Source organism: Asticcacaulis sp. P2_C5, assembly GCF_056404555.1.
Genome location: NZ_JBFUDU010000006.1, coordinates 203,974 through 225,745, shown reverse-complemented (window position 1 = coordinate 225,745; position 21,772 = coordinate 203,974). Strand labels below are relative to the sequence as shown.

Genomic DNA, 21,772 nt, shown 5'->3' with positions numbered 1-21,772 from the left:
GCGAAACCAAACTGTCAGCGCTTCCGGCGTTTCGGCTTGCTGACCTGGATGGCGTGACCTTTAGCCAGCAGGTGGGCCAATTCGGCGGCGTCGATCACCGGCAAACGGACTAGTACGGCGGGGTAGCCGTGATAGTGGGGATCGTCAAAAAAGGTGTCAGGCGCCGCTTCGAGCAGCAATTCCTTATGCTCCAGCGTACAGCTTATGGCCAGGACCTCGATATTGGGCCAGCGCGGCTTTTTGGGTGCGTCACGCTGCATGAAGGTCCAGGCAAAACCACGTCCGTCAAAGGAAAAAACCAGACGAGCGTCTGACGATTCGTCGGTGGCGCCGGGAAGGGCCATGGCGATGCGCGTCACCTCCGCCCTGTCGACCATGGCTATATCCTTCCCATTGTAGACTGGGCGTTAAACACCTGTTCTATCGGAGCGTTTTCAGGGTCGAGCGCCACCATGCGCCAGCCATTCTCAACAGGTTCGAAGCGTACCGGCGCAGCGTTGGGGCTGGAGTACATTTCGTTGACAAACTTGCGCGTGACGGCGCGGAATGGGATGCCGTGAAAGACATACAGGCAAATATCTCCCGGCGCGCGGTGGTCGTTGACGGAGGCAAACACACGTTCGATCACATCGCCCAAGGGCTCGGCATTGTGCGGATAGTGTTTGCCGTCGAGATCCGCCCTGGGGTTCATATGTTCGCGCATCTCTTCGCGGTGGCGATGAACCTCGTCGATCGTCATGCCCTCGAACAGGCCGAAATTGCGCTCGATCAGGCGGCCGTCGAGTACCGGCTCAAGCGCCAGGCGGTTGCCGACCAGGCGAGCGGTTTCCAGGGCACGCGACAGGGGACTGGAGATGATCTTGGTGATACCGTGACCGTTCAGGACTTCAGCGGCGTGCCGCGCCTGTTCGCGGCCCATGTCGTTCAGGGGGATATCGGTCGAGCCCTGAAGGCGGGCCTGCAGGTTCCAGTCGGTCTGGCCGTGGCGAAGGACGTAGAAAGGTAACACTACAGTTTGGCTTTGATGCGGGCCGCCGTGTCGTTCAGGTCGGCGAGATTGGCCATCTGGCCGGAATTGTGGTTACGGAAATCGCCTCCGACCCAGATCGGCACGATATGGAAATGCAGGTGAAATACAGTTTGGCCGGCGGCTTCGCCATTGTACTGCACGATGCGAATGCCGTCGGGATTCAGCGAATCGCGCACGGCACGCGCCACACGCTGAGTATGATGGATCAGGTTCTGCAGATTTTCCGACGTGATGTCGAACAGGTTGCACGCCTTGACCTTTGGGACGACCAGGGTATGGCCCTTCGATTGCGGAAAGGCATCCATGAAGGCGAGCACGCGCGCGTCTTCGAACACCTTGGCGGAGGGAATGTCGCCGCTGAGGATCTTGGCGAAGATATTGTTCGTGGCGTATTCGGCTTGCAGGCTCATGAGAGGAATCCGTTATTTTGTGCGGAATCTTTGTAGAGGACTATGAAGGACAGGCCAAGAGGGGTATGAGCGCTCCGAAACGTTTTGCGTTTCGGCAAGGGCGACTGCCCGTCCGAGCCGATGCGAGGAGAGCCCCAAATGGAGCGCCACTGGGCGATTGAACGCAAAAGATGATCAATATGTTACTTGTTATGCTTGGGGGAGCCTTGGGCTCGCTCGCGCGGTATGGGTTGAGTGTTGGCACGCGCCAGTTATGGCCGGTCAGTGAATGGCCCGCCGGCACCTTCATCGCCAATATTGCCGGTGGCGTGCTGATGGGCCTACTGATGGGCATGCTGCTGGGGCCCTGGAAGGGCCTGGTTGACGGCGAGCGCCTGCGCTTGCTGCTGGGTGTCGGCGTACTGGGTGGTTTCACGACCTTTTCGTCGTTCTCGCTGGAAACGGTGTTTATGCTTGAACGTCGTCACTACGCCATGGCTTTGGGCTATGCCGTCTTGTCGGTGGCGCTGGCGGTCGGTGGCGTGGCTGCCGGATTGATGATTGTGCGGAAGGTCGCGGTATGAGTAAAGACGTTAAAACCCTGTATGTCGCCGAGGGCGAGGACGGGGTGCGGCTCGACCGCTTTTTCAAGCGCCGCTGGCCACATATCAACCACGTGCAACTGAACAAGCTGCTGCGCTCCGGCCAGGTTCGGATCGATGGCGCGCGGGCCAAGGCCGATACGCGGTTGGCGACCGGCCAGACTGTGCGTGTGCCGCCCTTGCCGGAGGCGCCGAGCGTAGACCAGCAAAAGCGCGAACGCGCCGAACTGTCGCCGCAGGAAATCCGCTATGCGCGTTCGCTCGTCCTTTACGAAGACGAGGACGTCATCGCCATCAACAAGCCCTCGGGCCTGGCCGTGCAGGGCGGTACCAAGACCAAGAACCACGTCGACCGCCTGTTGTCGGCCTGGGGCGAGGGCATGGAGCGACCGAAGCTGGTGCACCGACTGGATCGCGATACCTCCGGTGTGTTGCTGCTGGGCAAGAGTCCGTCGGCTGCCGCGCGCCTGGCAGGATCGTTCGCCAAGCGACGGGCCAACAAGACCTATTGGGCGCTTGTCGCTGGTAACCCCAAGCCGGAAGAAGGCTATATCGACACGCCCTTGGTCAAGAAGGGCTTTCATGATCGCGAGATCGTCCAACCGGCCGATCCCAAGGAGCCCGGTGCCGAGGCGGCCGAGACTGAATATGTCACCATCGGCCGGGCCGGGCCGCGCGTCAGCTGGATGGCGCTACGCCCGCATACCGGCCGGACGCACCAGCTTCGGGCCCATATGCAGTGCATAGGCCACAGCATCCTGGGCGATCCGAAATATGGCGATGACGAAAGCCGCAGCTTGTCGGAAGGCCTGGGGCTGCAACTGCACCATCGCCGTATTGAACTGCCGCATCCGACACAAGGGACTCTGATCGTCGAGGCGCCATTGGATCCGGTGATCAAGGCCGGCTTCGACCGTTTCGGCTTTGAGGCCCATGACGCCGAGCCCGATCCGTTTGTCACGATGAAGAAGAGGAAACGATGAGTGGTGACACTGCGCTAAGATTGGCCGTGTTCGATGTCGACGGAACCCTGGTCGACAGCCGGTCGAGTATCCTGCAGGCGGCATCTGAAGCGGCAACCGCAGTCGGTATCACGGCGCCGGACTACAATCAGGTGCGTGCGATTGTCGGCCTGTCGCTTTTCGAAGCGATTGTCGCCATGCTGCCGGAGCAAGATACTGCGACCCATACCGCCTTTATGCATGAATTCCAGTCCGTGTTTAAGCGCCGTGCCGATGCCACCGACGCCCATGAAACCCTCTATGCAGGCGCCGATTCGTGTTTGCGTGCCCTGAAGGCCGACGGCTGGCTGATCGGTATGGCGACGGGGCAGTCGCGACGCGGTGTTGATCGCTGTCTGGACGGCAATGACTGGCATGAGGTGTTCGATGTCACCTTTTGCGCTGACGACGGACCGTCAAAGCCGCATCCCCATATGCTGGAGGCCAATCTGAATGCCCTGGGCGTTGGGGCGCACCAGACTGTAATGATCGGCGACACGGGCCATGACATGCGCATGGCGCGTCAGGCCGGTGTCCGGGCTTTGGGCGTGTCGTGGGGCTTTCACACGATCGAGGAACTGGAGGCCGGTGGCAGTCACGAGATCGTTCATGACTTCGCGGAACTGCAACGGGCGCTGGCAGCTTTTGTACCGTTGGAACTGGCGTAAATATACATGTGTTATAACGTAATTTCCATAGATATTTCAAATGGCTAATACAGTTCAGCCGCCGAGCAAGCGCGTCGATCAACTGGGCTTTCGACCGAAAAGGTTCTGGAAAGCCGTTGCCGTGGATGAGAATAATGAGGGCGCGCGGGTAACCTTGGACGGCCGCCCGGTGAAAACTCCACACGGCGCGATCTTAACACTTCCGTCACGTGCACTGGCTGCAGCTGTCGCCGGCGAATGGCAGTCTGTGGGGACGCATGTCGACTATGAAACCATGCCTCTGACGCGGCTGGGGTTTGCTGCTATCGATCGCATGGCGGACCGGTTGGACGAAACCATCGTCGAGGCCTTGCGTTATGCCGGCACGGACACGGTCTGTTTCCCGTCGGAATATCCGCAAGCCTTGATCGAACGCGAACAAGCAGCCTGGTTGCCGGTCCTGGCGTGGATCGAGGTCGATCTGGGGCTGGTTTTTCAGCAGAACCTGACCCTGGTCCACCAACCGCAGCCTCAGGCAACTCTGGAACGACTCGAAGCGACTATTCGCGCCATGTCGCCCCATGATCGCGCAGGGTTGATGGCGGCCGTGCCACTGTTCGGGTCCGTTGTCCTGGCCCTGGCGCTGTGGCGCGGACAGTTGACGGGCGGGGCGGCCTTTGCGGCCTCACGGGTGGGTGAGATTTTTCAAGCCGAAACCTGGGGCGACGACGCCGAGGCTGCGCAGCGGACCGAGGCCATGAAGGTTCTGGCGGTTAGTCTTCAGGTCTGGTTCGAAGGCCTGCGTCAGGGCTGAGGAAGACTGGACTGGGGAAGACGGGCGCGGCGCTTGGCCAGTTGACCCGTGAGCCACAGAAAATACATGTGGTAGTCGGCCATGAACGACCAAAGAGGATATTTGAACGTTGCCGGTTTGTTGTGTTCGACGAAGAAATGACCGATCCACGCCAGGCCATAGGCCGCAATCAGACCGGCGGGTATGAACAGCAGATTGCCGGTCAGGACCGTGGCGACCAGAGCCGCTATGCCGCAGGTCGAGGCCGCGTAGTGCAGGGCGCGCGTCAGCGGCCGACTGTGTTCGCTCAGGTAGAAGTCGAAAAATGCGGAATAAGTTGTGTAGCGGCCGGTCATAGGCCTTCTCCATATTTACCAAATGCCGTTGGTCTTGACGCCTCAGATGTCAAACTATCAGATATTGTTTTGCCAGGGAGCGCATAAATCCGCCGCTCCCCGTCACTTTACGGGGAGAGGGTGGCGCGGAGCGCCGGGTGAGGGGCAATTCCAAATGTCAAAATGGTCGTTGCGATCGTGGAAAGTTTGCTGTCGCCTTTCGTAAACGAAAAAACTCAGCGAAGCTTTCAGCCGTGCGAGATATCAACGGCCCCTGACCGAACGGTTGCATCTGTTGTGGAATTTGCCCCTCACCCGGTCCTTCGGACCACCCTCTCCCCGTAAAGCGACGGGAAGAGGCGGATAAAAACCACGCCTAACTCATATACGACAGTCTTACCCAGGTCAGAAGAGGGAGACCAACGGTAAAAATTAATCCTAAGCCGTCGTGCATAAGATGCGCGATATATCCAATGTTAGGACTTCTTAAACGGCGACACTTCCTCTTCCAGCATATGCATATGGCCCAGGACGGTTTCGCGTTCCTGCTGTAGGAAAGCGGCGACAGGGGCGCGCAGCCGCGGATCACGGATATAGTGGGCGCTGTAGACGGCATGGGGCAGGTAGCCGCGCATCAGCTTGTGCTCCCCTTGCGTGCCAGCCTCGACACGGGCCAGATGACGCGCGATGGCAAACTCTATGGCCTGGTAATAGCAGACCTCGAAATGCAGAAACGGAATGTCGGCCAGGCAACCCCATTGCCGGCCATAGAGGGTATCGTCGCCGATGAAGTTGACCGCGCCGGCCACGGCGCGCGGGCCATCATAGGCAAAAACCAGAAGTATTCGGTCACGCATGGACTCAAGGATATGCGAGAAAAAGGCGCGCGTCAGATAGGGCGTCCCGGTGCCCCATTTACGGTCATAGGTGCTGGCGATAAAGGCATAGAGTTCATCGAGATGGGTTTCGGTGATGTCGTCACCGGTGATCCGGCGCAGCTGTACGGCGGCCTGGACATCGCGGCGTTCGCGGCGGATGACCTTGCGGCGGTTGGAGGACAGGGCGGCCAGAAAATCGTCAAAGGTCCCATAGCCTGGGTTGTCGAACCAGAACTGCTGGTCCTGGCGCAGCAGGAAGCCAGCGCCCCCCAGCATGTGCCATTCTTCCTCCGGCGGGAAGGTGATGTGCAGTGACGACAGTTTGTTGCTGTCGCAGACCGATCTGGCAGCCTCTGCTAGGGCCAGCCGTACGGCCGGATCACGCGACAGCAGGCGCGGGCCGGTTACCGGCGTAAACGGTACGGACACCTGCAGTTTGGGATAGTAATCACCGCCGGCGCGTTCGTAGGCTTGGGCCCACGACTGGTCGAAGACATATTCACCCATCGAATTGGATTTGACATACAGCGGCACAACACCGCGGATTCCCGCGTCGTCCGCTAGCGACAGATGTGTCGGCTGCCAGCCCGTGCCCGGGCCGACGCAACGGGTCGCTTCCAGCGCTTCGAGATAGGCGTAGGACGTGAACGGATTGGCGTCGGGACGCAGGCCATCCCAGACGGATAGGCCGATGTCGCTGATGTTATTGTGCAGGCGTACGGTAAGAGCGGTCATGATCCGTGAAATATGGCGCTCTATTTCCGATCCGCCAGACGCTTGATGAACAGGTACTGGAAGCGGCGGCCGTCCATCAGCGCCTTGACACGGACGCGCTCGTTGCGACCGTGAATATTGCTGAAGTCCGGGTCGACGAAGATGCCCGAGACGCCGTAGGTCGGAATGCCGGCCGCCGTCGTGTAGATGCCGTCGGTGGCGCCGGTCGACATGGCCGGGATCACCGGTACGCCGGGGTAAAGTTTCGCCGAGACATCGCTGACGGCCGCCATGACGGCAGGATTGAGCGACGGTGACGGCGTGGCCAGGCTGAGAGGCGGCTTGACGGTGACGGCGACATTCGGGTCGCCGATAGCGTCGGCCAGAGCCTGACGCACGGTTTCGACCGAAACGCCGGGCAGGATGCGGCAGTTGACATTGGTATCGACACGCTGGGGAAGGGCGTTGGTAGCGTGGCCACCGTCGATCATGGTCGCCACACAGGTCGTACGCAGCATGGAGTGCCATTTCTTGTCTTGTGAGACGATGGCGTTGGCGGCTGCGTCCTGCGGATTGGCGACGAGGGCGCGCATGGCAGCCCCGGTTTCGCCGCCCTTGATGTCGGCCATACGCGTGAAATAGGCCCGCGTCGTGTCGTTGAACTGGACCGGAAACTCAAGAGCGCTCAGCTTGTTGAGGGCGATCGCCATGTCGTAGATGGCGTTCTTCGGTACCGGTTGCGACGAATGACCGCCCGGATTGGTGGTTTCGACCTGGAAGTTCTGAAAGACCTTCTCCGCCGCCTGGACGCCGAAAGTGACCGGCTTGCCGTCGGCATCGAGTTCGCCCGACCCACCTTCATTGATGGCGAATTCGGCGTCGATCCAATCCTTGTGCTGAGTCGACAGGTAGCTGGCGCCATTAAAAGCGCCGCTGGTTTCTTCACCGCAGGTCAGGGCCAGTTTTAGCGTATGGCGCGGTTTGTAGCCTTCCTGTTTGAAGCGGACCAGCAGGTCGGTGAAGATGGCCGCCATCGCCTTGTCGTCCAGGGTGCCGCGGCCGTAGAAATAGCCATTCTCCTCGATCAGGGTAAAGGGATCGCGGTCCCAGTCGGCGCGGTTGGCTTCGACGACGTCGATGTGGGCCAGCAGCAGTATGGGTTTGGCGTTGGGATCGGAACCGGGCAGCATCGCTACCAGGCCACCTTCCTTCGGCTTTTCAGGGGTAGAGAAAAGGTGGATATCGCTGTCCGGATAACCGGCCGCGGTCAGGCGTGCCGCCATGCGTTCGGCCGCCTGGGTGCAACTGCCGACCGACAGGGTGGTGTTGGTTTCGATCAGTTCCTTGTAGAGCGCGCGAAACTGCGGTTCGCCTTCACCCGACCGGTCAGACATAGCGGCCAGGGCAGGCGTGGCTAAAGGCGTCGTGAGGGCCGCTGTAAGGGCCAGGAGCGAGATGAGGTTGCGCATGAAGGGACCTTACTTTTTCTGATCGGCGAAGAGCTTGACGAGCTTGTAGAGATAGCGGCGGCCGTCCATCAGAGACTGCACGCCGACATGTTCGTTGAGGCCGTGGATATTGCCTTCGTCGTCGCCTTCGAAGAAACCATAGAGACCATAGGTCGGGATGCCGACGGCATTGGTGTAGATGGCGTCCGATGCGCCGGTTTCCATGGTCGGCAGCACAGGCACGCCGGGATAGACCTCGGCGGCGACCTTTTCGATCGGACCCAGTATCTCAGGCCCCAATGCGGCGGCCGGCGTGGCAGGGCTGGGGGCGCCGTTCAGACTGATCTTGATCGTTGGGTCGGCAATGGCATCGCTCAGCGCCTGCTGAACGGTGGGCACCGGCGTGCCCGGGAAGATACGGCAGTTGATATTGGCGCGTACGCTTTGTGGCAGGGCGTTGGTGGCATGACCGCCCTCGATCAAGGTGGCGATGCAGGTCGTGCGCAGCATGGCATTGTACATGGCGTCGCGTGACAGGACGGCGGCGGCCGCGCTGTCATCGGGATGGGCCAGGATGGTGGTCATGGCGGTTCCCATCTCACCGCCCTGAATAGTGGCCATGCGGCGGAAATAGCCGCGCGTGGCGTCGTTGAACATGACCGGAAAGCTGTAGGCTTCAACCTTTTTCAGCGCGCCGGCCATGGCATAGATGGCGTTGTCGGGCCGTGGACGCGACGAATGGCCGCCGGGATTGACGGCTTCGAGAGTAAAGTCCTGATAGACCTTTTCGGCGGCTTCGATATCGAGCGAGACCTTGCGGCCTTCCGCGTCGAACTTGCCGTAGGCGCCTTCATTGAGCGCGAAATCGGCGTCGATCCAGTCCTTGCGCGATTCGGAAAGCCACTTGGCGCCGTTGAACATGCCTTCGGTTTCCTCGCCGCAGGTCAGGGCCAGTTTCAGAGTCTTGCGTGGTTTGTAACCCTCCTGCTTGAAGCGGATCATCAGGTCGGTGAAGATGGCGGCCTGGCCCTTGTCGTCGGCGACGCCACGGCCATAAAACTCGCCGTTTTCCTCGAACAGGGTGAAGGGATCGCGGGTCCAGTCGGAGCGTTTGGCGGCGACCACGTCTATATGGGCCAGCAGCAAAATGCCTTTCGACGTCTTGTCCGTACCGGGCAGGGTTGCGACGATCAAACCATCAGTGGGGGCTTCGGGCGGGGCGTAGCGGTGGATATCGGCGTCGCCATATCCGGCGGTGCGCAACCGCGCCTCCATGCGGTCGGCGGCCAGGGTGCAACTGCCTTCGCCGGGCGCCGTATTGGTCTCGATCAGTTCCTTGAACAGGGCGCGGAACTGTGGTTCGCCATCACCGGAATGATCGGTGGCGCCGGCCGTGGCGGAGCCGGTCCAGGCAAGGGCGGCGCATACGGCGAACAGGCTGGCGGAAAGACGCATTGACGGCTCCTGAAGCAGGGCGGATCAGGCACGCTAGCACCGACTTTGGCGGTGCACAATCCGCTTAGGCGCGTCTTTGCAGGGCTTGAAATTCGGTGGCGGCGCCGACCAGGCTCCATAGCGTCCATGCAACGCCTCCAAATAAGACGAGTGGATAGGCCGCCTCACTTGAGGTCCAAGCAAGCATTGCGATAAAGATGGCCACACGCAGGATCAGCCACAAGGGCTGGACCTGGGTGACAATCGGCCGGTAGAGGACGATGGTAGCCAGTACGGCCGATACGCCAGTGAGACGCCAGGCGGGATCCGATTCCGCTTGGAGCAAGATGGCGATCGCGCCCAGAGATACGAGAAAGACGGTGGAGATGACAGCGAAACGCCTTAGGGGCGACAAGCTCGCGTACAGGCGATGAAGCGCTTGGCCACCGTAGGTGCGGACGAGCACGGCTGCGGTCGCGGCTGCGAGAAATTGCATCCACTGTCCAAGGGCCAGAGTCGTGGCGATGCCGGGCGCCCAGAAGATCAGGAGCAGATTGTTGCCGAATCCTTCTTTCATGACACGGTCGGCGCGTCCGGCGGGATCGCTGGTGGTGCGCGCCCAGATGACGGCCAGCCCTCCCAGTACAATGACCGGCCACGGCGCCAGGGGTAGCTTCGGAATGGCCGCCAGACCGATGGAAAGCAAGAGGAGCGGCGCCCAACCGAACCTTAGCCAGCTGGGCGCCCTATGCCGCCGCTCCGTCCATAGGACGCGCGAGGTGTCCATGACAAACGTGTTAAAGACCGCCACTGTTGCGAAAGCGGGCGGAATAATCAGCAATATGCTGAGGCCGCGCACCCCCAGCGGCAGAAACAGTTGCCCAAGTACAAGCAGCAGCAGGCAAACCGGCGAAACGGCCACCGTCCTTAGGCCCCAGCTGGCCAACCGTGGCCGCTCGGTCAACCAGTGCTCCCAGCGCTGGACGGTGTCCCGGTCGAGGTCGTTGAGCAGGCTTGGATGGCGAGTACGCAGGGCTTCGATCAAATTGCGGATAGCCGACGGCGTGGTCCCCGACAGCATCCGCCAGCGCAGGGTGATCGGCTGGAAGGGCCGGGACAGAACCTGCCATGCACCACGGAACGACGGGTTGCTGTCGAGCAGTTCGCGCTTGAAAACCAGATCCTTCTCGCGGCCGAGGACGCGCTGGACGGCCGGCGGATGACGTCGGCGCAGGCTGTTGTCGCGCCATTTAAAGCGGCTGATCGCCAGGGGAATCAAGGAATCGGACTGCGGCGCGCGGCTGGCGATCAAGCCGGCCAACCATTCTTCGGTGGTCGATTCGACGTCGATCGCGCCCATGGCCTCGGAGTTCAGAATAGCCTTGTAGGCGGCGAAAATGGCGTCGGGCTGGGTATCGCGCTTGCGTAGCAGGCGGTCCAAGGTCGACTGCAGGCGGCCATGTTCTTTGCGCGGATTCGGTGGCGGCGGTGGCGCTTTCGGTGGCTCCGGCGCGCGTAGTGGGACGTCTTCGGTGGTCTGTGGCGGTTTATCAACAACCGGCTCTGGCAGGCTTGCCTCAGACGAGGCCGGCCCCTGCGAGGCGGGCTTTGGCGCGTCTGAATTGGGAGCGAGCGTTTTGGACTTGGGCGGCCTGGGGGCCGGTGCGGGCGCGCTCCAGATGAAGGTGTGACCGCTAAGTGCCGCCTCATAGGCGGCGCGCAGGGCTTGAAACCCCTCGGGATCGTCCTCGGGGTTGGTCACCTTTAATTGGCGCGCATAGGCGCGGCGGATTTCGGCGCGGTCGCTGGTGCGGGCTATGCCGAGACGATCCCAGATCGTGCCCGACGTCACAACCAGGACTCGCCTTCGAGAGCATCGAGCTGCGTGACAAGCTCTTCGCGGGCGCGCTCGGCGATACGCGGGTCCTGGGTTTCGAGCGCAGTTTCGAACGTCTGCATCAGACGCGCGACGTGATCGCGGGCGTGGCCCAGGTGGTTTTCGAAGGCGCGGTTGGCGCGGGCCAGGGCGGCGCGGTTGGCGTCGGAATCGCGCGGATGGACCTTGAGCGCTTCAAGGGCCTTGCGCTGCTTTTCGAGGTCGCCGCCGGACGGGCCGTCATCGTCTACAATAACAATTTGCTGGCGTTCGCCGGTCATCGGCACATGGACATCGACCTCGAGAAGCCCGTTGATGTCGTAGGTGAAGCGGACTTCGACGGCCACTTCGCCGGCAGGGCGACGTGGCACCGAGACCTTGAGCTTGCCCAGCGCGATATTGTCGCGGACATAGCGCGACTCGCCCTGATAGATTTCCAGTTCGATAAAGTTTTGATTGTCCTGGAGCGTCGACAGGACCTTTACGCGGCTGACCGGAACGGTAATATTGCGTTCGATGATCGGCGAAAAAAGCCCGGTGTGGATCGTGCCGGATGCATCACGCTCTCCCGTGCTGACGCCCAGGCTGAACGGACAGACATCGGTGACGGCGACTTCCTTAAGGGCTGCATCTCGCGCCTTGAGGCCCGCCTGGACAGCGGCGCCCAACGCAACGGCTTCGTCGGGGTGGACGGTTTGCGATGGGAAGCGGCTGAACATCCGCGTCACTGCCTTACGCACCACAGGCATCCGGGTGGCGCCGCCGACCAGGACGATTTCGTTCAGGGTGGAGGCATTGATCTGGCTGTCGCGCAGGGAACGAAGGACCGGCTCACGCAGGCGTTCGATCAGCGCTGCCGCCGACGCTTCGAAGCTTTCGGTGGTGACTTCGTGCGTGTAGGGCTTGTCACGCCAGACAATGTCCATGGTTGCCGAGGCGGCGTTGGTCAGGGTGCGGCGGGCTTTTTCGGCGGCGGCGCGCAGGCGCTCACGCAGCGCGTCTTCTTCGCCCGACTTCAGCTTCCAGGCGTCCTTGAAGCGCAGGCGCATCTCATTGACCAGCAGGTCGTTGAAATCCTCGCCGCCCAGGCGTGCGTCGCCGGTCGAGGCGCGAACCTCGATGACGCCTTCGAAGATTTCGAGGATTGAGACGTCGAAGGTTCCGCCACCGAGGTCGAAGACCAGGAATTGTGATTCGTCAGCCAGCAGGTGTATGCCGTAGGCTAGGGCGGCAGCGGTCGGCTCATTGAGCAGGCGCTCGACCTTCAGGCCCGCTAGTTCGCCGGCGCGGCGCGTGGCTTTACGCTGCTTGTCGTTGAAATAGGCGGGCACGGTGATGACGGCTTCGGTGACGGTTTCGCCGAGAAAAGCCTCGGCATCGCGCTTGATGCTGGCCAGGACCAAGGCCGACAGTTCTTCGGGCGTGAAGTCTCGCTTGCCGAGACGGGTGGTCCGGGCCGAGCCCATATAGCGCTTGAAGGCCGTGGCGGTCAGGTGCGGATGGGTCGATTGCCGTTCGCGAGCCGCAAGACCGACCAGAAGATCGCCATTGTCATCCAGCCCGACGGCTGATGGCGTCAGGTTGTGGCCATGACTGTTGGGAATGAGCTCAGGCTGACCGTCGCGAAACACCGCGGCGGCAGAGTTGGTTGTGCCAAGATCGATACCGATAATCACGTGATGAAATCCCCTTTCTCAGGTCATTAACCGACCAGGCGAGGCGGAGCAAGCGGTTGTCACGGACCGTATCTCGGCGTAGCCTTTCCGTTTAGCGATGCAAATAGGGGGACTGGCATGCGCACATGGGTTCGATATCTGCTGGCGATAGGCCTTATGCTGGCGCCGCTACCTGCTATGGCGCTTGAACCGGAGCCTGGCGACGAAAATTTCATTTCACGCGCCGTCTATACCGAGGGACAGCTATGGCTTCTATCGGATTCGGGCCAGCTGTTTAGCGTCACGGAAAAGGACCGCAAGAGCCGGCAGGAGGACGCAGGCGCGCCCATTATCGATATGTGCCGGCTGGACGGCCATCTCGTCGCCTTGACCGGAGCGGCGGACAAGGCCGAAACCTGGACCGTGCGGCGGCGGGACAACGGCAAGTGGATAGATCAGGCCCATATTTCGGGCGCGGACTCAGGGTTTGCCGCCTTGGTATGCGCCGACCACAGCGTGATTCTTATGACGGGCCGTAGCCTCATAACGATCCGGGACGGTGCCGTAACTCAGATCACGATCCAGGGGCGTCTGCAAGCCGGCATCCTAACCGTATTGGGCACTTCGGACAGCCTCTATGTCGGCGCCAATCTGGGCGAATGGGGCGGCGGCCTGGAGGTTATAGATCGCGCGACCGGGCAAGTGCACGAGATCAACAAGAATGATACAGGGGGGCTGTGCGGCGGTCCACTTAACGGCGGTTGCGATCCGGTGAACGGTCTTGCCATTGTCCCATGGAAGCCGGACTGCCTGGCGCTGGCCATCGGACTGGTCCATATGGCCGCCCACGGCCGCATAACCGAGGCCTGTCCCGACGACATCAGGACGCTGTATTCCAAACAGTTCGGTGAACGATATCCGAACAAGAACATGCCGGAGAGCGAAGCCTATCAGACCATGGCCTTTTTCGGCCTGACCGCCGCTGGCGACCATCTGGTGGCGCTGGGTTTGGACGGCATCTATACATTGAGTGCGGACGGCAAGGTGAAGTTTGAGACCATGCCGCATTTCAGCAAGGTCGGGCCGTTTCGCATCAGTTTCGCACGACACGACATGATTCTCGTCAAGACCGTCGTCAATGGCCGCTGGTCGATGAGCGGGCCGACCCCGCTTATGGTCCAGCGTTAGCGTCGGTCGGCAACCTCAACCAAAGCGTCGATCTCGACGGCGAAGCCCAGCGGGATCTTGTACATGCCGACCGCCGAGCGGGCATGGCGACCGGCGTCGCCCAGCACCGCCACCATCAGGTCGGAGCAGCCGTTGATCACCTTGGGGATATCGTAGAAATCCGGTCCCGCCTGGACGAAGCCGTTCAGCTTGATCACACGCACAATAGAGTCGAGATCGCCGGTGGCAGCCTTCATCTGGGCCAGCAGGTTGAGACCGCAGAAGCGCGCCGCCTCGATACCATCATCCACGGTCAGATCGGCGCCGACTGTGCCCTTGATGCCGCCCTTGCCGTCGTTCGATACCTGGCCCGAAATATGAATCAGATTGCCCGTGCGAACGAACGGCACATAATTGGCGACAGGCGCCGACGCGACCGGTAGGGCGAATCCCAGGGCGGCAAGGTTGAGTTCGGCGGTGGGCATTCCCATTTCCCCTATCAGGCGTACGGAGGGTTCCAGCGACTCCATACAGGTTGCAACGGGCGGGTCTATAGCTTGTTTCTTAAGGGTTTTGAAAGGGTATTTTTACCTTCTGTTACCTTTCCCTTCATCTCGGCTTAAGAGAGTCCGTGTACAAACATGGGCAAGTAAAAGCTGGGCGGCGTGATCCGCCGATTCGGCAAGCGTGATGGTTTTTTGGGCAAGCAAGGTTACCACGGATGACGCACAAAAAGGTTCTCATCGTCGAGGACAACGAGCTGAACATGAAACTGTTTCATGACCTGCTGGATGCGCAGGGCTACGAGACGTTTCAGACTGGCGAAGGTCTGTCGGCCCTGACCCTGGCGCGCCAGCATCGCCCGGATCTCATTCTCATGGATATCCAGTTGCCGGAAATCTCCGGGCTCGAAGTCACCAAGTGGCTGAAGGAAGACGACGAATTGTCGCATATTCCGGTGGTTGCGGTGACGGCTTTCGCCATGAAAGGCGATGAGGAGCGAATCCGTGACGGCGGGTGCGAAGCCTATATCTCCAAGCCGATCTCGGTGACCCATTTCCTCAACACGGTCCGCAAGTACCTGGGCTAGGCAATGACCGCGCGCGTCCTCATTGTCGACGACATCCCGGCCAATGTCCGGTTGCTGCAGGCCAAGCTCGAAGCCGAGTATTACGAGGTCCTGCCTGTGCACGAGGGCCACGCCGCCATCGAACTGGCGATCGAGTGCCAGCCGGACATCATCCTGCTCGATGTCATGATGCCGGGGATCGACGGCTACGAGGTTTGCCGTCGTCTGAAGGAAGCGCCCGAGACGCGCCATGTGCCGATTATCCTGATCACCGCGCTGGACGGCCGCGAAGACCGCCTGTCGGGCCTTGAAGCCGGCGCTGACGATTTCCTGACCAAGCCGGTCGACGACGTTATCCTGATGGCACGCCTGCAGGCCCTGGTCCGGCTGAAACAGATGGCCGACGATCTGCGCACGCGTGAAGCGTCGAGTCGCCGGGTGGGGCTGATCGATAACGACGTCTATCAACGCCAGATATCCGCCACCGGCAATGTGCTGATTCTCGACGACAATGTTCGCCAGGCCGAACGGCTGATGGTGCAGCTTGGTGAAGACCATCGCTGCGCCTATGAGACCGATCCGGCCAAGGCCTTGCGCATTGCGGCCGGCCGCGTCGACCTGGTGGTGCTGAACCTGCTGTCCAAATCCTTCGATGCGCTGCGTTGGGTCGCGCAACTTCGGTCCCAGGAAGCCACCCGGCAACGTCCGATCCTGGCCATCGTCAATGCCGAGGAACGCAAGCAGATGCTGAAGGCGTTGGAATTGGGCGTCAATGACGTTGTGCCGCGTCCAGTCGACATGCAGGAATTGCGCGCCCGCGCCAAGACGCAGATCAAGCGCAAACGCTACGGCGACTTCCTGCGCAATATTCTCGACCGTTCGCTGGAACTGGCGGTCACCGATCCCCTGACCGGCCTGAACAACCGCCGCTTCCTCGACCATCAACTCAACGTACTGATGGCTCGCCACATCAAGGCGGGGCAGGCGGGTGACGCCGCTGGCCTGTCCCTGTTGATGCTCGACATAGATTTCTTCAAAAAGATCAACGACACCTACGGTCATGACGCTGGCGATGACGTGCTGAAGGAATTTGCCCGCCGGGTTGCCCAATCGGTACGTGCCATCGATATGGCCTGCCGGTTCGGCGGCGAGGAATTTATCGTCCTGATGCCCGAAACCGATGGCCACGATGCGCTCAATATCGCCGAACGCGTGCGTAGCTTTGTCGCCGACACGCCGTTCGTGCTGGCGGACGGCCGCTCGACAAACGTAACCGTGTCGGTCGGGGTTTCGACCGCGATGGGGCTGGGTGATTCGCCGGAAGCCCTGGTCAAACGCGCCGACGAAGCGGTTTATGAAGCCAAGCAGGCCGGCCGTAACCGGGTTGTGGTGCGGGCGGCCGCATAGACGCGGAAGCTTTTCAGCACCTATGCACTTGGTGGGCCGACTCGATGAAGCGGTCAGACAGGATGACGAGATAGCTAGCGGCGCGCACGACCTCGGCCGGATCTTTGGCGGCGTCAGCCTTGGCAAACATCTTTGCGGCGTGACGGAATTCCTTGCACGGCTTGCCCCAGCTCATGACATTCACGCCGCTGCAAAACGACGCGAGTCCTTCGGTCGCCCATTGCGGCCGGTGATTGCCGTATCTGGCAGCCTCGCCCGTAATGCCCTTGCAGGCCGAGCTGAAATACCGTGGGGCATTTTCAGGGTTAAGATCGGGTTGCTGGGCTGCGTCAATGATCAGGTTGGCGCGCGCCACCCAGTTGGCCGCGGCCTCGTCGTTGAAATCAGCGGCCGAGACAGGGCTAGCGGCCACTGCCAGGCACAGGGCCGGTATTAACAAACGGACGATTTTGAGAAACATGACGCAATCCTGAAAGAGGTTTGATCTTACCTAACTGTGTCCAGCCAAACTGTCCTGTTACAAATCCTGACAGGTGGTGGCGGATCAGCACCTTCGCGCTTCGTGCGCCTGCTCGACCAGCGCTTCGGAAATATCTTTGAGATAGGCCGCCGCAGCCACCACTTCAGCAGGATCTCGCGCGGAGTTCGCCAAGCCAAAATTCTTCGCGGCTTCGCGGAACGCGCTGCATGGATTGCCATGCGCCATGAGATTGACGCCGCTGCAAAAGGACGAAAGACTGCGCGTGGCCCAGGCCGGCCAGCGACCACCATAGCGAATCTGGTCCGCCGTCAGGCCGTCGCAGGCGGAACCAAAATAGGCCGGTGCCGTTTCAGGCCCCAGATCGTCCGCCTGGGATGCGACAATGAGCTGGTCAGCCCGGCCCAACCAAATGGCGCTTGCCTCATCGTTAAACGTACCGGCCTGGGCCGATGCCGCGGCCAGTGCCGAGGTCAGGAAAATAATGACTGTCGTGCGAAAGGACATGACCTGCGACCCCTATCCCGATCGCTGAAGCATAGGCCCAGTTGCGTTCGACGTCGTGTTACAAACCCTGACAGACAGCCTGCAGCCAGGCACGAAAAAGCCGCGCCGAGTTGCAGGGAACTCAAGGCGCGGCTCCGTTCAGCCGGCAATTGCGAGGGGGGATGCTTTTGCCGGCGATCCCAGATCGGCTAGCCTTTTGGCAAGCAAATCTACTTGATCTTGCCTTCTTTGAATTCGACGTGCTTGCGCACGACCGGGTCGTACTTGCGCACGACCATCTTTTCGGTCTTGGTGCGGGCGTTCTTCTTGGTGACGTAGAAGAAGCCGGTATCCGCCGTCGAGTTCAGGCGGATCTTGATGGAGGCTGGCTTAGCCATGGCTAAAGTCCTTAACTGTCGGGCGCGCGAACGGCCGCCGCGCGGAAATGCGAAAGAGCGCGGAAAATACTCATGGGGCGCGCGAAGTCAAGCACGGATTCCGGTTTTTTCACCTGAGGTGCTTTACAGACGTGCTTTTGCCGTCAGTATCACGTCATGATCTACGAAGAAAGCGCGCCGTCGCCTGCCTTTGCCCCCTTTGTTGAGCGCTACTGGGCGTTCAGCCTGGAAGGTGCCGACCCGGATCGGATAGACCACATCATCGTGCCGGATGGAACGACAACGCTCTCGCTGACCCAACAGTCGAATGGTGGCTGGGCGATGAATCTTGCCGGTCCGTCGGTCGTGGCTCGCCGCATTGTGGTCGAACGTGGCGCCCGGTATTGCGGCGTAAGGTTTCGCGCCGGAGCAGTTCCGGCTTTCCTGGGCATCAAGATGGCGCCCATGGTCGAGCAGCGGTTCCCCGTGAATATGGTTGTGCCGGACCTGATGGCGGAATTGCACGCTTGTCCGCAGGTACACGGTATGTCTGAATTTATCGAGGCGTTCGAAACCGGTGCACGAGCACGGGCGGCCCGCTCTGTGCAACTAGATACAGCTGTGTGCGCTCTGGTACAGATCCTGGCTGACAACGACGGCAGCGTGCCCTTGGGAACGGTCATGGCGGACTTCGAGGTCGGGGCGCGGCAACTGCGTCGACGCTTTGTCACCCAGACTGGCCTGACGCCCAAAACCTATTCCCGCCTGCGCCGCGTCCGGAGAGCCTGCGTCGATTTGGTCGAACTGGCGCGCGGCCAAGTGGCGGCCGTATCTTTCGACCATGGTTTTGCCGACCAGCCGCACTTTTCGCGCGAGATCAGGGCTGTGTTCGACATGTCGCCACAATTGATCCAGGCCTATCTGCAGCAGATTCGCCATCACAATGTCGAAGCACGCGCCGATGATGTCCGTTTCGTTCAAGCGTCGTGACGTGGTTCGGGTTACACTGACTGACGATTATATATGGAGACTGTCATGCTGAAGAAACTGATTTGTGCCGTGGCTGTTGCCGCCGTTCTTGGAGCCGGTGCCGTCCAGGCTCAGGAAGCCATGAAGCCGGCGACTAATTCCGCCGCGATCGCCAAGCTGGACGCGATGAAGGGCGTGTGGAAAGGGCAGGCCAAGGGCATGACCCAGAACGGGCCGTTCGAGGTGACACAGACCGAGCGGATCGGGCCCATGCTGGGGGGCGACGTCCTGGTGATCGAGGGGCGGGGCTATGCGGCGGACGGGACCCTGGCGTTCAACGCTTTTGGCGTTGTCTCGTGGAGCAACGAGACAAGCAGCTATGAGTTTCGCGCCTATAATGGCGGCCACGTCGGGACGTTTCCGTGGAAGCTGACAGCGACCGGCGCGGAATGGGAAATCCCCATGGGGCCGGGCACCAAGATCGTCAGCACTATCACCCTGACGGACGATACCTGGCACGAGGTTCAGGCCTTCGTCGCCGACGGCCAGCCACCGCGGCAATTCATGGAAATGACGCTGAAACGGGTTGCGGATACCGATTGGCCAGCGGCCGGGGCGGTTCAGCCCTAACCGGTTACACATCCGCAATGGTCCCTCAGGAATCAAGTCTCCTGAGGGACTATGCTGTTCGAGCGAGGCTCAAGGTATTTACGGCACAGCGGCCTCGACGGGTAATGCGCCGAGCTCTGCGATGCTGACCTTCCCCTGGTCATTTATCTCCTTCACGGCGGTGAACCGGAAATAGCGAGCCTTTACGGTTGCGAAACGGGCTTCCTGAAGGATGGGATTGTTGCGGATATTGTCGAAACGACCCTGGTCGATAGCGGTTGTCCATGTCTTGCCGTCGATGCTGGTCTCGAAGCGATAGCTCTCCACGACACCGTCCGATATCTTGTCCTGACGCGGAAGATAGGAAAAGCCGCCAAGTTCATGGATTTGCTTCATGTCCACAGTGATGGAAAACGGCATGGCCGCCTTAGCGACGTCCAATAGGGTAGCGGGATTGCCGTCGACGGCTGAAGCATAGGCTACGTTCGCATCAGGTGTGGGGGGCGCTATCACCTGCCATCCGATCGGCGCGAAGCCCGAAATTCTCTTTGACGCGATCATCCCGATGCGTCCGTCCGCACCGAGGCAAGCTGCGTTCACATCGCCGCCTTCGAGCATTGGGATCGGCTTCACGTAAGCGGTGGACTTCGCCGAGGGAGAAGAGCCGTCGGTGGTATAGACCCCGCGCATAGTCCCGGAACAGCCTAGCGATACAGCGCCGTCATCGCTGCGTTCGGAAATAACCGGTGGGCTGACGATCGGCGCCTGTTTGAACAATCCCACTTCAGCCAGCGTCGGCTCCAGCCGTGAACCGGTGATACGGATTCGCACCTGATCGGATGTGGCAGGCGCCCCTAAACGTAGCAGGCGTTTGTGGCCTATGGTGGTTTGTGACTCGACCTTTTTCCAGCTTGAGCCGTCCCAGACGTCGATCTCGAAGGATTCTATGCGCTGTCCGCGCTTGTCTACCGCTTCCTGAAGCGAAACAACGTCGAAAGTGACCGCAGACGGCAGCTTTAAAGTGACTGTGGCCTGTCTGGCACCCGGTGCGGCTTCCCACCATGTGTCCAGGTCGCCATCAAGCAGCGTCCCAGGTGTGTTGGTTGGCACGGATGTGTCGGCCGTCATCGCGGCCCCGGCGGCAAGATTGCGCGCAAAGGTTTCGCCAATCACCTGAGCCATCAGATTGAGGTTGGCGACCTGATCGTCAGGGATCAAGCCACGCGTGTCCGGTGGCAGGTTCAGCAGCATGTTTCCGTTGCGGCCAACCGACTGGTAATAGACATCAATCAGTTCGCCGGCCGTTTTCACGGGCTTTTTGTGTGCCCAGAACCAGCCATGGAGGATGGATGTATTGACTTCCGCCGGATACCACCAAAGATGTGAGCCGGGCACCAGTCGGCTGCGGCTGCCCAGGTCCTGGTCCGTCATATCGGGCCAGGTGTACTGATCCGGGGCCTTTGGTAACGGGACGACGCTCCATTCCGTGGTCCGCCCGACGCCGCTTTCGTTGCCGACCCAGCGCGCATCCGGCCCCTTGCCGAAAATAACCGCCTGGGGCTGAAGTTGCCGTATCAGATCGTACCAGGCTTCATAGTCGTAGGTTTCCGCAACGCTCGGGTCCGGATTTGCGCCGTCGAACCAGACTTCATCGACCGGACCGTATTGCGTCAAAAGCTCATAGAGTTGATTCAGGAAGTAACGATTATAATCGTTCACATCGTAGGTGTAGCTGCGATAACCCGGCGTGACGGCGCGCCCTTTTGAGGGATCGGATTTGAAGCTTTCCGGGTCGGTCGGGATCAGCGACGGTAATTTGGCGCTTCCATCGCCATACAGGCCGTCGGGATTGGTCTCATTGGTCTTGAGTTGCCAAAGATCGGCCGGTGAAAGATAGATGCCCAACTTGACGCCATGTTTGCGGGCTGCGTCCGCCACCTCCTGAACCAGGTCGCCCTTGCCTCCGCGCCACGGGCTTGCGGCAACGGAATGGTCCGAATACCGCGTCGGCCACAGGCTCAGTCCGTCATGGTGTTTGGCGACAAGGATGATCATGGTGCCGCCGGCTTGTTTTACCGTCCGGACCCACTGATCAGCATCGAGCGCCGTAGGGTTGAAGATTGCCGGATCCTCATGGCCGTTCCCCCATTCCACGCCGCGGAATGTGTTTGGACCAAAATGGATGAAATAGGTCTGCTCCAGGCGCATCCAGGCCGACTGATTGGGCCTTGGCAAAACCTTGGCGGCTTTCTCGGCAATTGCGGAATCGCTGTCACCGTCGGAGATCACCTGTGTCGTGGCGTATTCGACAGGCGAGGGGGCGGAGACACGACTCATTGCCGGGGTCCCCGGGCAGGTGAGCGCGATACAGGCAAGCCCCAGGCTCGTACCCAGGGCCAGACGGTGTC

General features: G+C 60.8%; 23 protein-coding genes. 9 read left to right on the top strand and 14 right to left on the bottom strand.

Translation table 11 applies throughout. From position 1 onward, the window contains the following. Positions 1–14: 14 nt before the first annotated feature. Genes AC1DXO_RS12680 through AC1DXO_RS12670 form a run of 3 tightly spaced genes read right to left on the bottom strand, consistent with a single transcriptional unit; the run spans position 15 to position 1,440 of the window. Positions 15–377, bottom strand: a complete 363-nt coding sequence (locus AC1DXO_RS12680) for an MmcQ/YjbR family DNA-binding protein (RefSeq protein WP_476978517.1) — start codon at positions 375–377, stop codon at positions 15–17. A 2-nt stretch (positions 378–379) separates the two neighbouring features. Continuing rightward, a complete protein-coding gene (locus AC1DXO_RS12675) occupies positions 380–1,009 on the bottom strand; it encodes a histidine phosphatase family protein (protein WP_476978516.1) in 630 nt (209 codons plus the stop codon). Continuing rightward, on the bottom strand, positions 1,009–1,440 hold the full coding sequence (locus AC1DXO_RS12670; protein ID WP_476978515.1) for an HIT family protein: 432 nt from the start codon (positions 1,438–1,440) through the stop codon (positions 1,009–1,011). Before AC1DXO_RS12670 ends, AC1DXO_RS12675 begins: the two co-directional genes overlap by 1 nt. Positions 1,441–1,610: 170 nt before the next feature. Between AC1DXO_RS12670 and crcB the strand changes: the two genes are divergently transcribed. Genes crcB through AC1DXO_RS12650 form a run of 4 tightly spaced genes read left to right on the top strand, consistent with a single transcriptional unit; the run spans position 1,611 to position 4,483 of the window. Beyond that, the gene (gene crcB, locus AC1DXO_RS12665; protein ID WP_476978514.1) at positions 1,611–2,003 is read left to right on the top strand and encodes a fluoride efflux transporter CrcB; all 393 of its coding nucleotides are present in this window, start codon (positions 1,611–1,613) and stop codon (positions 2,001–2,003) included. Continuing rightward, positions 2,000–3,004, top strand: a complete 1,005-nt coding sequence (locus AC1DXO_RS12660; RefSeq protein WP_476978513.1) for an RluA family pseudouridine synthase — start codon at positions 2,000–2,002, stop codon at positions 3,002–3,004. Before crcB ends, AC1DXO_RS12660 begins: the two co-directional genes overlap by 4 nt. Beyond that, positions 3,001–3,690, top strand: a complete 690-nt coding sequence (locus AC1DXO_RS12655; RefSeq protein WP_476978512.1) for an HAD-IA family hydrolase — start codon at positions 3,001–3,003, stop codon at positions 3,688–3,690. The genes AC1DXO_RS12660 and AC1DXO_RS12655 overlap by 4 nt, the downstream gene beginning before the upstream one ends. A gap of 40 nt (positions 3,691–3,730) precedes the next feature. Continuing rightward, positions 3,731–4,483: an ATP12 family chaperone protein gene (locus AC1DXO_RS12650; protein WP_476978511.1), complete on the top strand. Its 753-nt coding sequence runs from the start codon at positions 3,731–3,733 to the stop codon at positions 4,481–4,483. Here AC1DXO_RS12650 and AC1DXO_RS12645 read toward each other — a convergent pair. From AC1DXO_RS12645 to AC1DXO_RS12620, 6 genes are all read right to left on the bottom strand, one after another. Further along, the gene (locus AC1DXO_RS12645) at positions 4,474–4,818 is read right to left on the bottom strand and encodes an Mpo1-like protein (protein ID WP_476978510.1); all 345 of its coding nucleotides are present in this window, start codon (positions 4,816–4,818) and stop codon (positions 4,474–4,476) included. The genes AC1DXO_RS12650 and AC1DXO_RS12645 overlap by 10 nt on opposite strands. A gap of 455 nt (positions 4,819–5,273) precedes the next feature. After that, positions 5,274–6,410, bottom strand: coding sequence for a GNAT family N-acetyltransferase (locus AC1DXO_RS12640; protein WP_476978509.1), 1,137 nt, complete (start codon positions 6,408–6,410; stop codon positions 5,274–5,276). Positions 6,411–6,430: 20 nt separating this feature from the next. Further along, a complete protein-coding gene (locus tag AC1DXO_RS12635; RefSeq protein ID WP_476978508.1) occupies positions 6,431–7,858 on the bottom strand; it encodes a M20/M25/M40 family metallo-hydrolase in 1,428 nt (475 codons plus the stop codon). Positions 7,859–7,867: 9 nt separating this feature from the next. Next, positions 7,868–9,292, bottom strand: a complete 1,425-nt coding sequence (locus tag AC1DXO_RS12630; RefSeq protein WP_476978507.1) for a M20/M25/M40 family metallo-hydrolase — start codon at positions 9,290–9,292, stop codon at positions 7,868–7,870. 64 nt (positions 9,293–9,356) lie between these two features. Next, entirely contained in the window at positions 9,357–11,123 is a 1,767-nt protein-coding gene (locus AC1DXO_RS12625; protein ID WP_476978506.1) for a hypothetical protein, read from the bottom strand. Continuing rightward, positions 11,120–12,823 carry an Hsp70 family protein gene (locus tag AC1DXO_RS12620; protein ID WP_476978505.1) on the bottom strand — a complete coding sequence of 568 codons (1,704 nt, stop codon included), beginning with the start codon at positions 12,821–12,823 and terminating at the stop codon, positions 11,120–11,122. The genes AC1DXO_RS12625 and AC1DXO_RS12620 overlap by 4 nt, the downstream gene beginning before the upstream one ends. Positions 12,824–12,940: 117 nt before the next feature. On the opposite strand from AC1DXO_RS12620, the gene AC1DXO_RS12615 reads away from it, so the two are divergent. Continuing rightward, the gene (locus AC1DXO_RS12615; protein ID WP_476978504.1) at positions 12,941–13,990 is read left to right on the top strand and encodes a hypothetical protein; all 1,050 of its coding nucleotides are present in this window, start codon (positions 12,941–12,943) and stop codon (positions 13,988–13,990) included. Here AC1DXO_RS12615 and AC1DXO_RS12610 read toward each other — a convergent pair. Continuing rightward, positions 13,987–14,454, bottom strand: coding sequence for a RidA family protein (locus AC1DXO_RS12610; protein ID WP_476978503.1), 468 nt, complete (start codon positions 14,452–14,454; stop codon positions 13,987–13,989). The genes AC1DXO_RS12615 and AC1DXO_RS12610 overlap by 4 nt on opposite strands. Positions 14,455–14,690: 236 nt before the next feature. Between AC1DXO_RS12610 and AC1DXO_RS12605 the strand changes: the two genes are divergently transcribed. Together AC1DXO_RS12605 and AC1DXO_RS12600 are read left to right on the top strand one after the other, a co-directional pair. Then, positions 14,691–15,059 carry a response regulator gene (locus AC1DXO_RS12605; protein WP_476978502.1) on the top strand — a complete coding sequence of 123 codons (369 nt, stop codon included), beginning with the start codon at positions 14,691–14,693 and terminating at the stop codon, positions 15,057–15,059. A gap of 3 nt (positions 15,060–15,062) precedes the next feature. Further along, positions 15,063–16,445, top strand: a complete 1,383-nt coding sequence (locus AC1DXO_RS12600; RefSeq protein WP_476978501.1) for a PleD family two-component system response regulator — start codon at positions 15,063–15,065, stop codon at positions 16,443–16,445. A 13-nt stretch (positions 16,446–16,458) separates the two neighbouring features. On the opposite strand, the gene AC1DXO_RS12595 is transcribed toward AC1DXO_RS12600, so the two are convergent. The 3 genes from AC1DXO_RS12595 to rpmG all read right to left on the bottom strand — a co-directional run bounded on the left by AC1DXO_RS12595 (position 16,459) and on the right by rpmG (position 17,807). Further along, positions 16,459–16,905, bottom strand: coding sequence for a hypothetical protein (locus AC1DXO_RS12595; protein WP_476978500.1), 447 nt, complete (start codon positions 16,903–16,905; stop codon positions 16,459–16,461). 84 nt (positions 16,906–16,989) lie between these two features. Further along, a complete protein-coding gene (locus tag AC1DXO_RS12590) occupies positions 16,990–17,430 on the bottom strand; it encodes a hypothetical protein (protein WP_476978499.1) in 441 nt (146 codons plus the stop codon). Positions 17,431–17,639: 209 nt separating this feature from the next. Beyond that, positions 17,640–17,807, bottom strand: a complete 168-nt coding sequence (gene rpmG, locus AC1DXO_RS12585; RefSeq protein ID WP_476978498.1) for a 50S ribosomal protein L33 — start codon at positions 17,805–17,807, stop codon at positions 17,640–17,642. 156 nt (positions 17,808–17,963) lie between these two features. Between rpmG and AC1DXO_RS12580 the strand changes: the two genes are divergently transcribed. Further along, positions 17,964–18,776, top strand: a complete 813-nt coding sequence (locus AC1DXO_RS12580) for a helix-turn-helix domain-containing protein (RefSeq protein WP_476978497.1) — start codon at positions 17,964–17,966, stop codon at positions 18,774–18,776. A 45-nt stretch (positions 18,777–18,821) separates the two neighbouring features. Next, positions 18,822–19,385, top strand: coding sequence for a DUF1579 domain-containing protein (locus tag AC1DXO_RS12575; protein ID WP_476978496.1), 564 nt, complete (start codon positions 18,822–18,824; stop codon positions 19,383–19,385). 78 nt (positions 19,386–19,463) lie between these two features. Here AC1DXO_RS12575 and AC1DXO_RS12570 read toward each other — a convergent pair whose 3' ends face one another. Further along, positions 19,464–21,701: an alpha-L-fucosidase gene (locus AC1DXO_RS12570; RefSeq protein WP_476978495.1), complete on the bottom strand. Its 2,238-nt coding sequence runs from the start codon at positions 21,699–21,701 to the stop codon at positions 19,464–19,466. Positions 21,702–21,772: the final 71 nt, after the last annotated feature.

Bases quoted from the DNA above. Each gene is read 5' to 3' on its own strand.
- AC1DXO_RS12590 (WP_476978499.1), bottom strand. From the start codon at position 17,430: ATGTCCTTTCGCACGACAGTCATTATTTTCCTGACCTCGGCACTGGCC.
- AC1DXO_RS12650 (WP_476978511.1), top strand. From the start codon at position 3,731: ATGGCTAATACAGTTCAGCCGCCGAGCAAGCGCGTCGATCAACTGGGC.
- crcB (WP_476978514.1), top strand. From the start codon at position 1,611: ATGATCAATATGTTACTTGTTATGCTTGGGGGAGCCTTGGGCTCGCTC.
- AC1DXO_RS12660 (WP_476978513.1), top strand. From the start codon at position 2,000: ATGAGTAAAGACGTTAAAACCCTGTATGTCGCCGAGGGCGAGGACGGG.
- AC1DXO_RS12645 (WP_476978510.1), bottom strand. From the start codon at position 4,818: ATGACCGGCCGCTACACAACTTATTCCGCATTTTTCGACTTCTACCTG.
- AC1DXO_RS12575 (WP_476978496.1), top strand. From the start codon at position 18,822: ATGCTGAAGAAACTGATTTGTGCCGTGGCTGTTGCCGCCGTTCTTGGA.
- AC1DXO_RS12655 (WP_476978512.1), top strand. From the start codon at position 3,001: ATGAGTGGTGACACTGCGCTAAGATTGGCCGTGTTCGATGTCGACGGA.
- AC1DXO_RS12595 (WP_476978500.1), bottom strand. From the start codon at position 16,905: ATGTTTCTCAAAATCGTCCGTTTGTTAATACCGGCCCTGTGCCTGGCA.
- AC1DXO_RS12605 (WP_476978502.1), top strand. From the start codon at position 14,691: ATGACGCACAAAAAGGTTCTCATCGTCGAGGACAACGAGCTGAACATG.
- AC1DXO_RS12570 (WP_476978495.1), bottom strand. From the start codon at position 21,701: ATGAGTCGTGTCTCCGCCCCCTCGCCTGTCGAATACGCCACGACACAG.
- AC1DXO_RS12580 (WP_476978497.1), top strand. From the start codon at position 17,964: ATGATCTACGAAGAAAGCGCGCCGTCGCCTGCCTTTGCCCCCTTTGTT.
- AC1DXO_RS12640 (WP_476978509.1), bottom strand. From the start codon at position 6,410: ATGACCGCTCTTACCGTACGCCTGCACAATAACATCAGCGACATCGGC.
- AC1DXO_RS12670 (WP_476978515.1), bottom strand. From the start codon at position 1,440: ATGAGCCTGCAAGCCGAATACGCCACGAACAATATCTTCGCCAAGATC.
- AC1DXO_RS12600 (WP_476978501.1), top strand. From the start codon at position 15,063: ATGACCGCGCGCGTCCTCATTGTCGACGACATCCCGGCCAATGTCCGG.
- AC1DXO_RS12630 (WP_476978507.1), bottom strand. From the start codon at position 9,292: ATGCGTCTTTCCGCCAGCCTGTTCGCCGTATGCGCCGCCCTTGCCTGG.
- AC1DXO_RS12615 (WP_476978504.1), top strand. From the start codon at position 12,941: ATGCGCACATGGGTTCGATATCTGCTGGCGATAGGCCTTATGCTGGCG.
- rpmG (WP_476978498.1), bottom strand. From the start codon at position 17,807: ATGGCTAAGCCAGCCTCCATCAAGATCCGCCTGAACTCGACGGCGGAT.
- AC1DXO_RS12680 (WP_476978517.1), bottom strand. From the start codon at position 377: ATGGTCGACAGGGCGGAGGTGACGCGCATCGCCATGGCCCTTCCCGGC.
- AC1DXO_RS12635 (WP_476978508.1), bottom strand. From the start codon at position 7,858: ATGCGCAACCTCATCTCGCTCCTGGCCCTTACAGCGGCCCTCACGACG.
- AC1DXO_RS12610 (WP_476978503.1), bottom strand. From the start codon at position 14,454: ATGCCCACCGCCGAACTCAACCTTGCCGCCCTGGGATTCGCCCTACCG.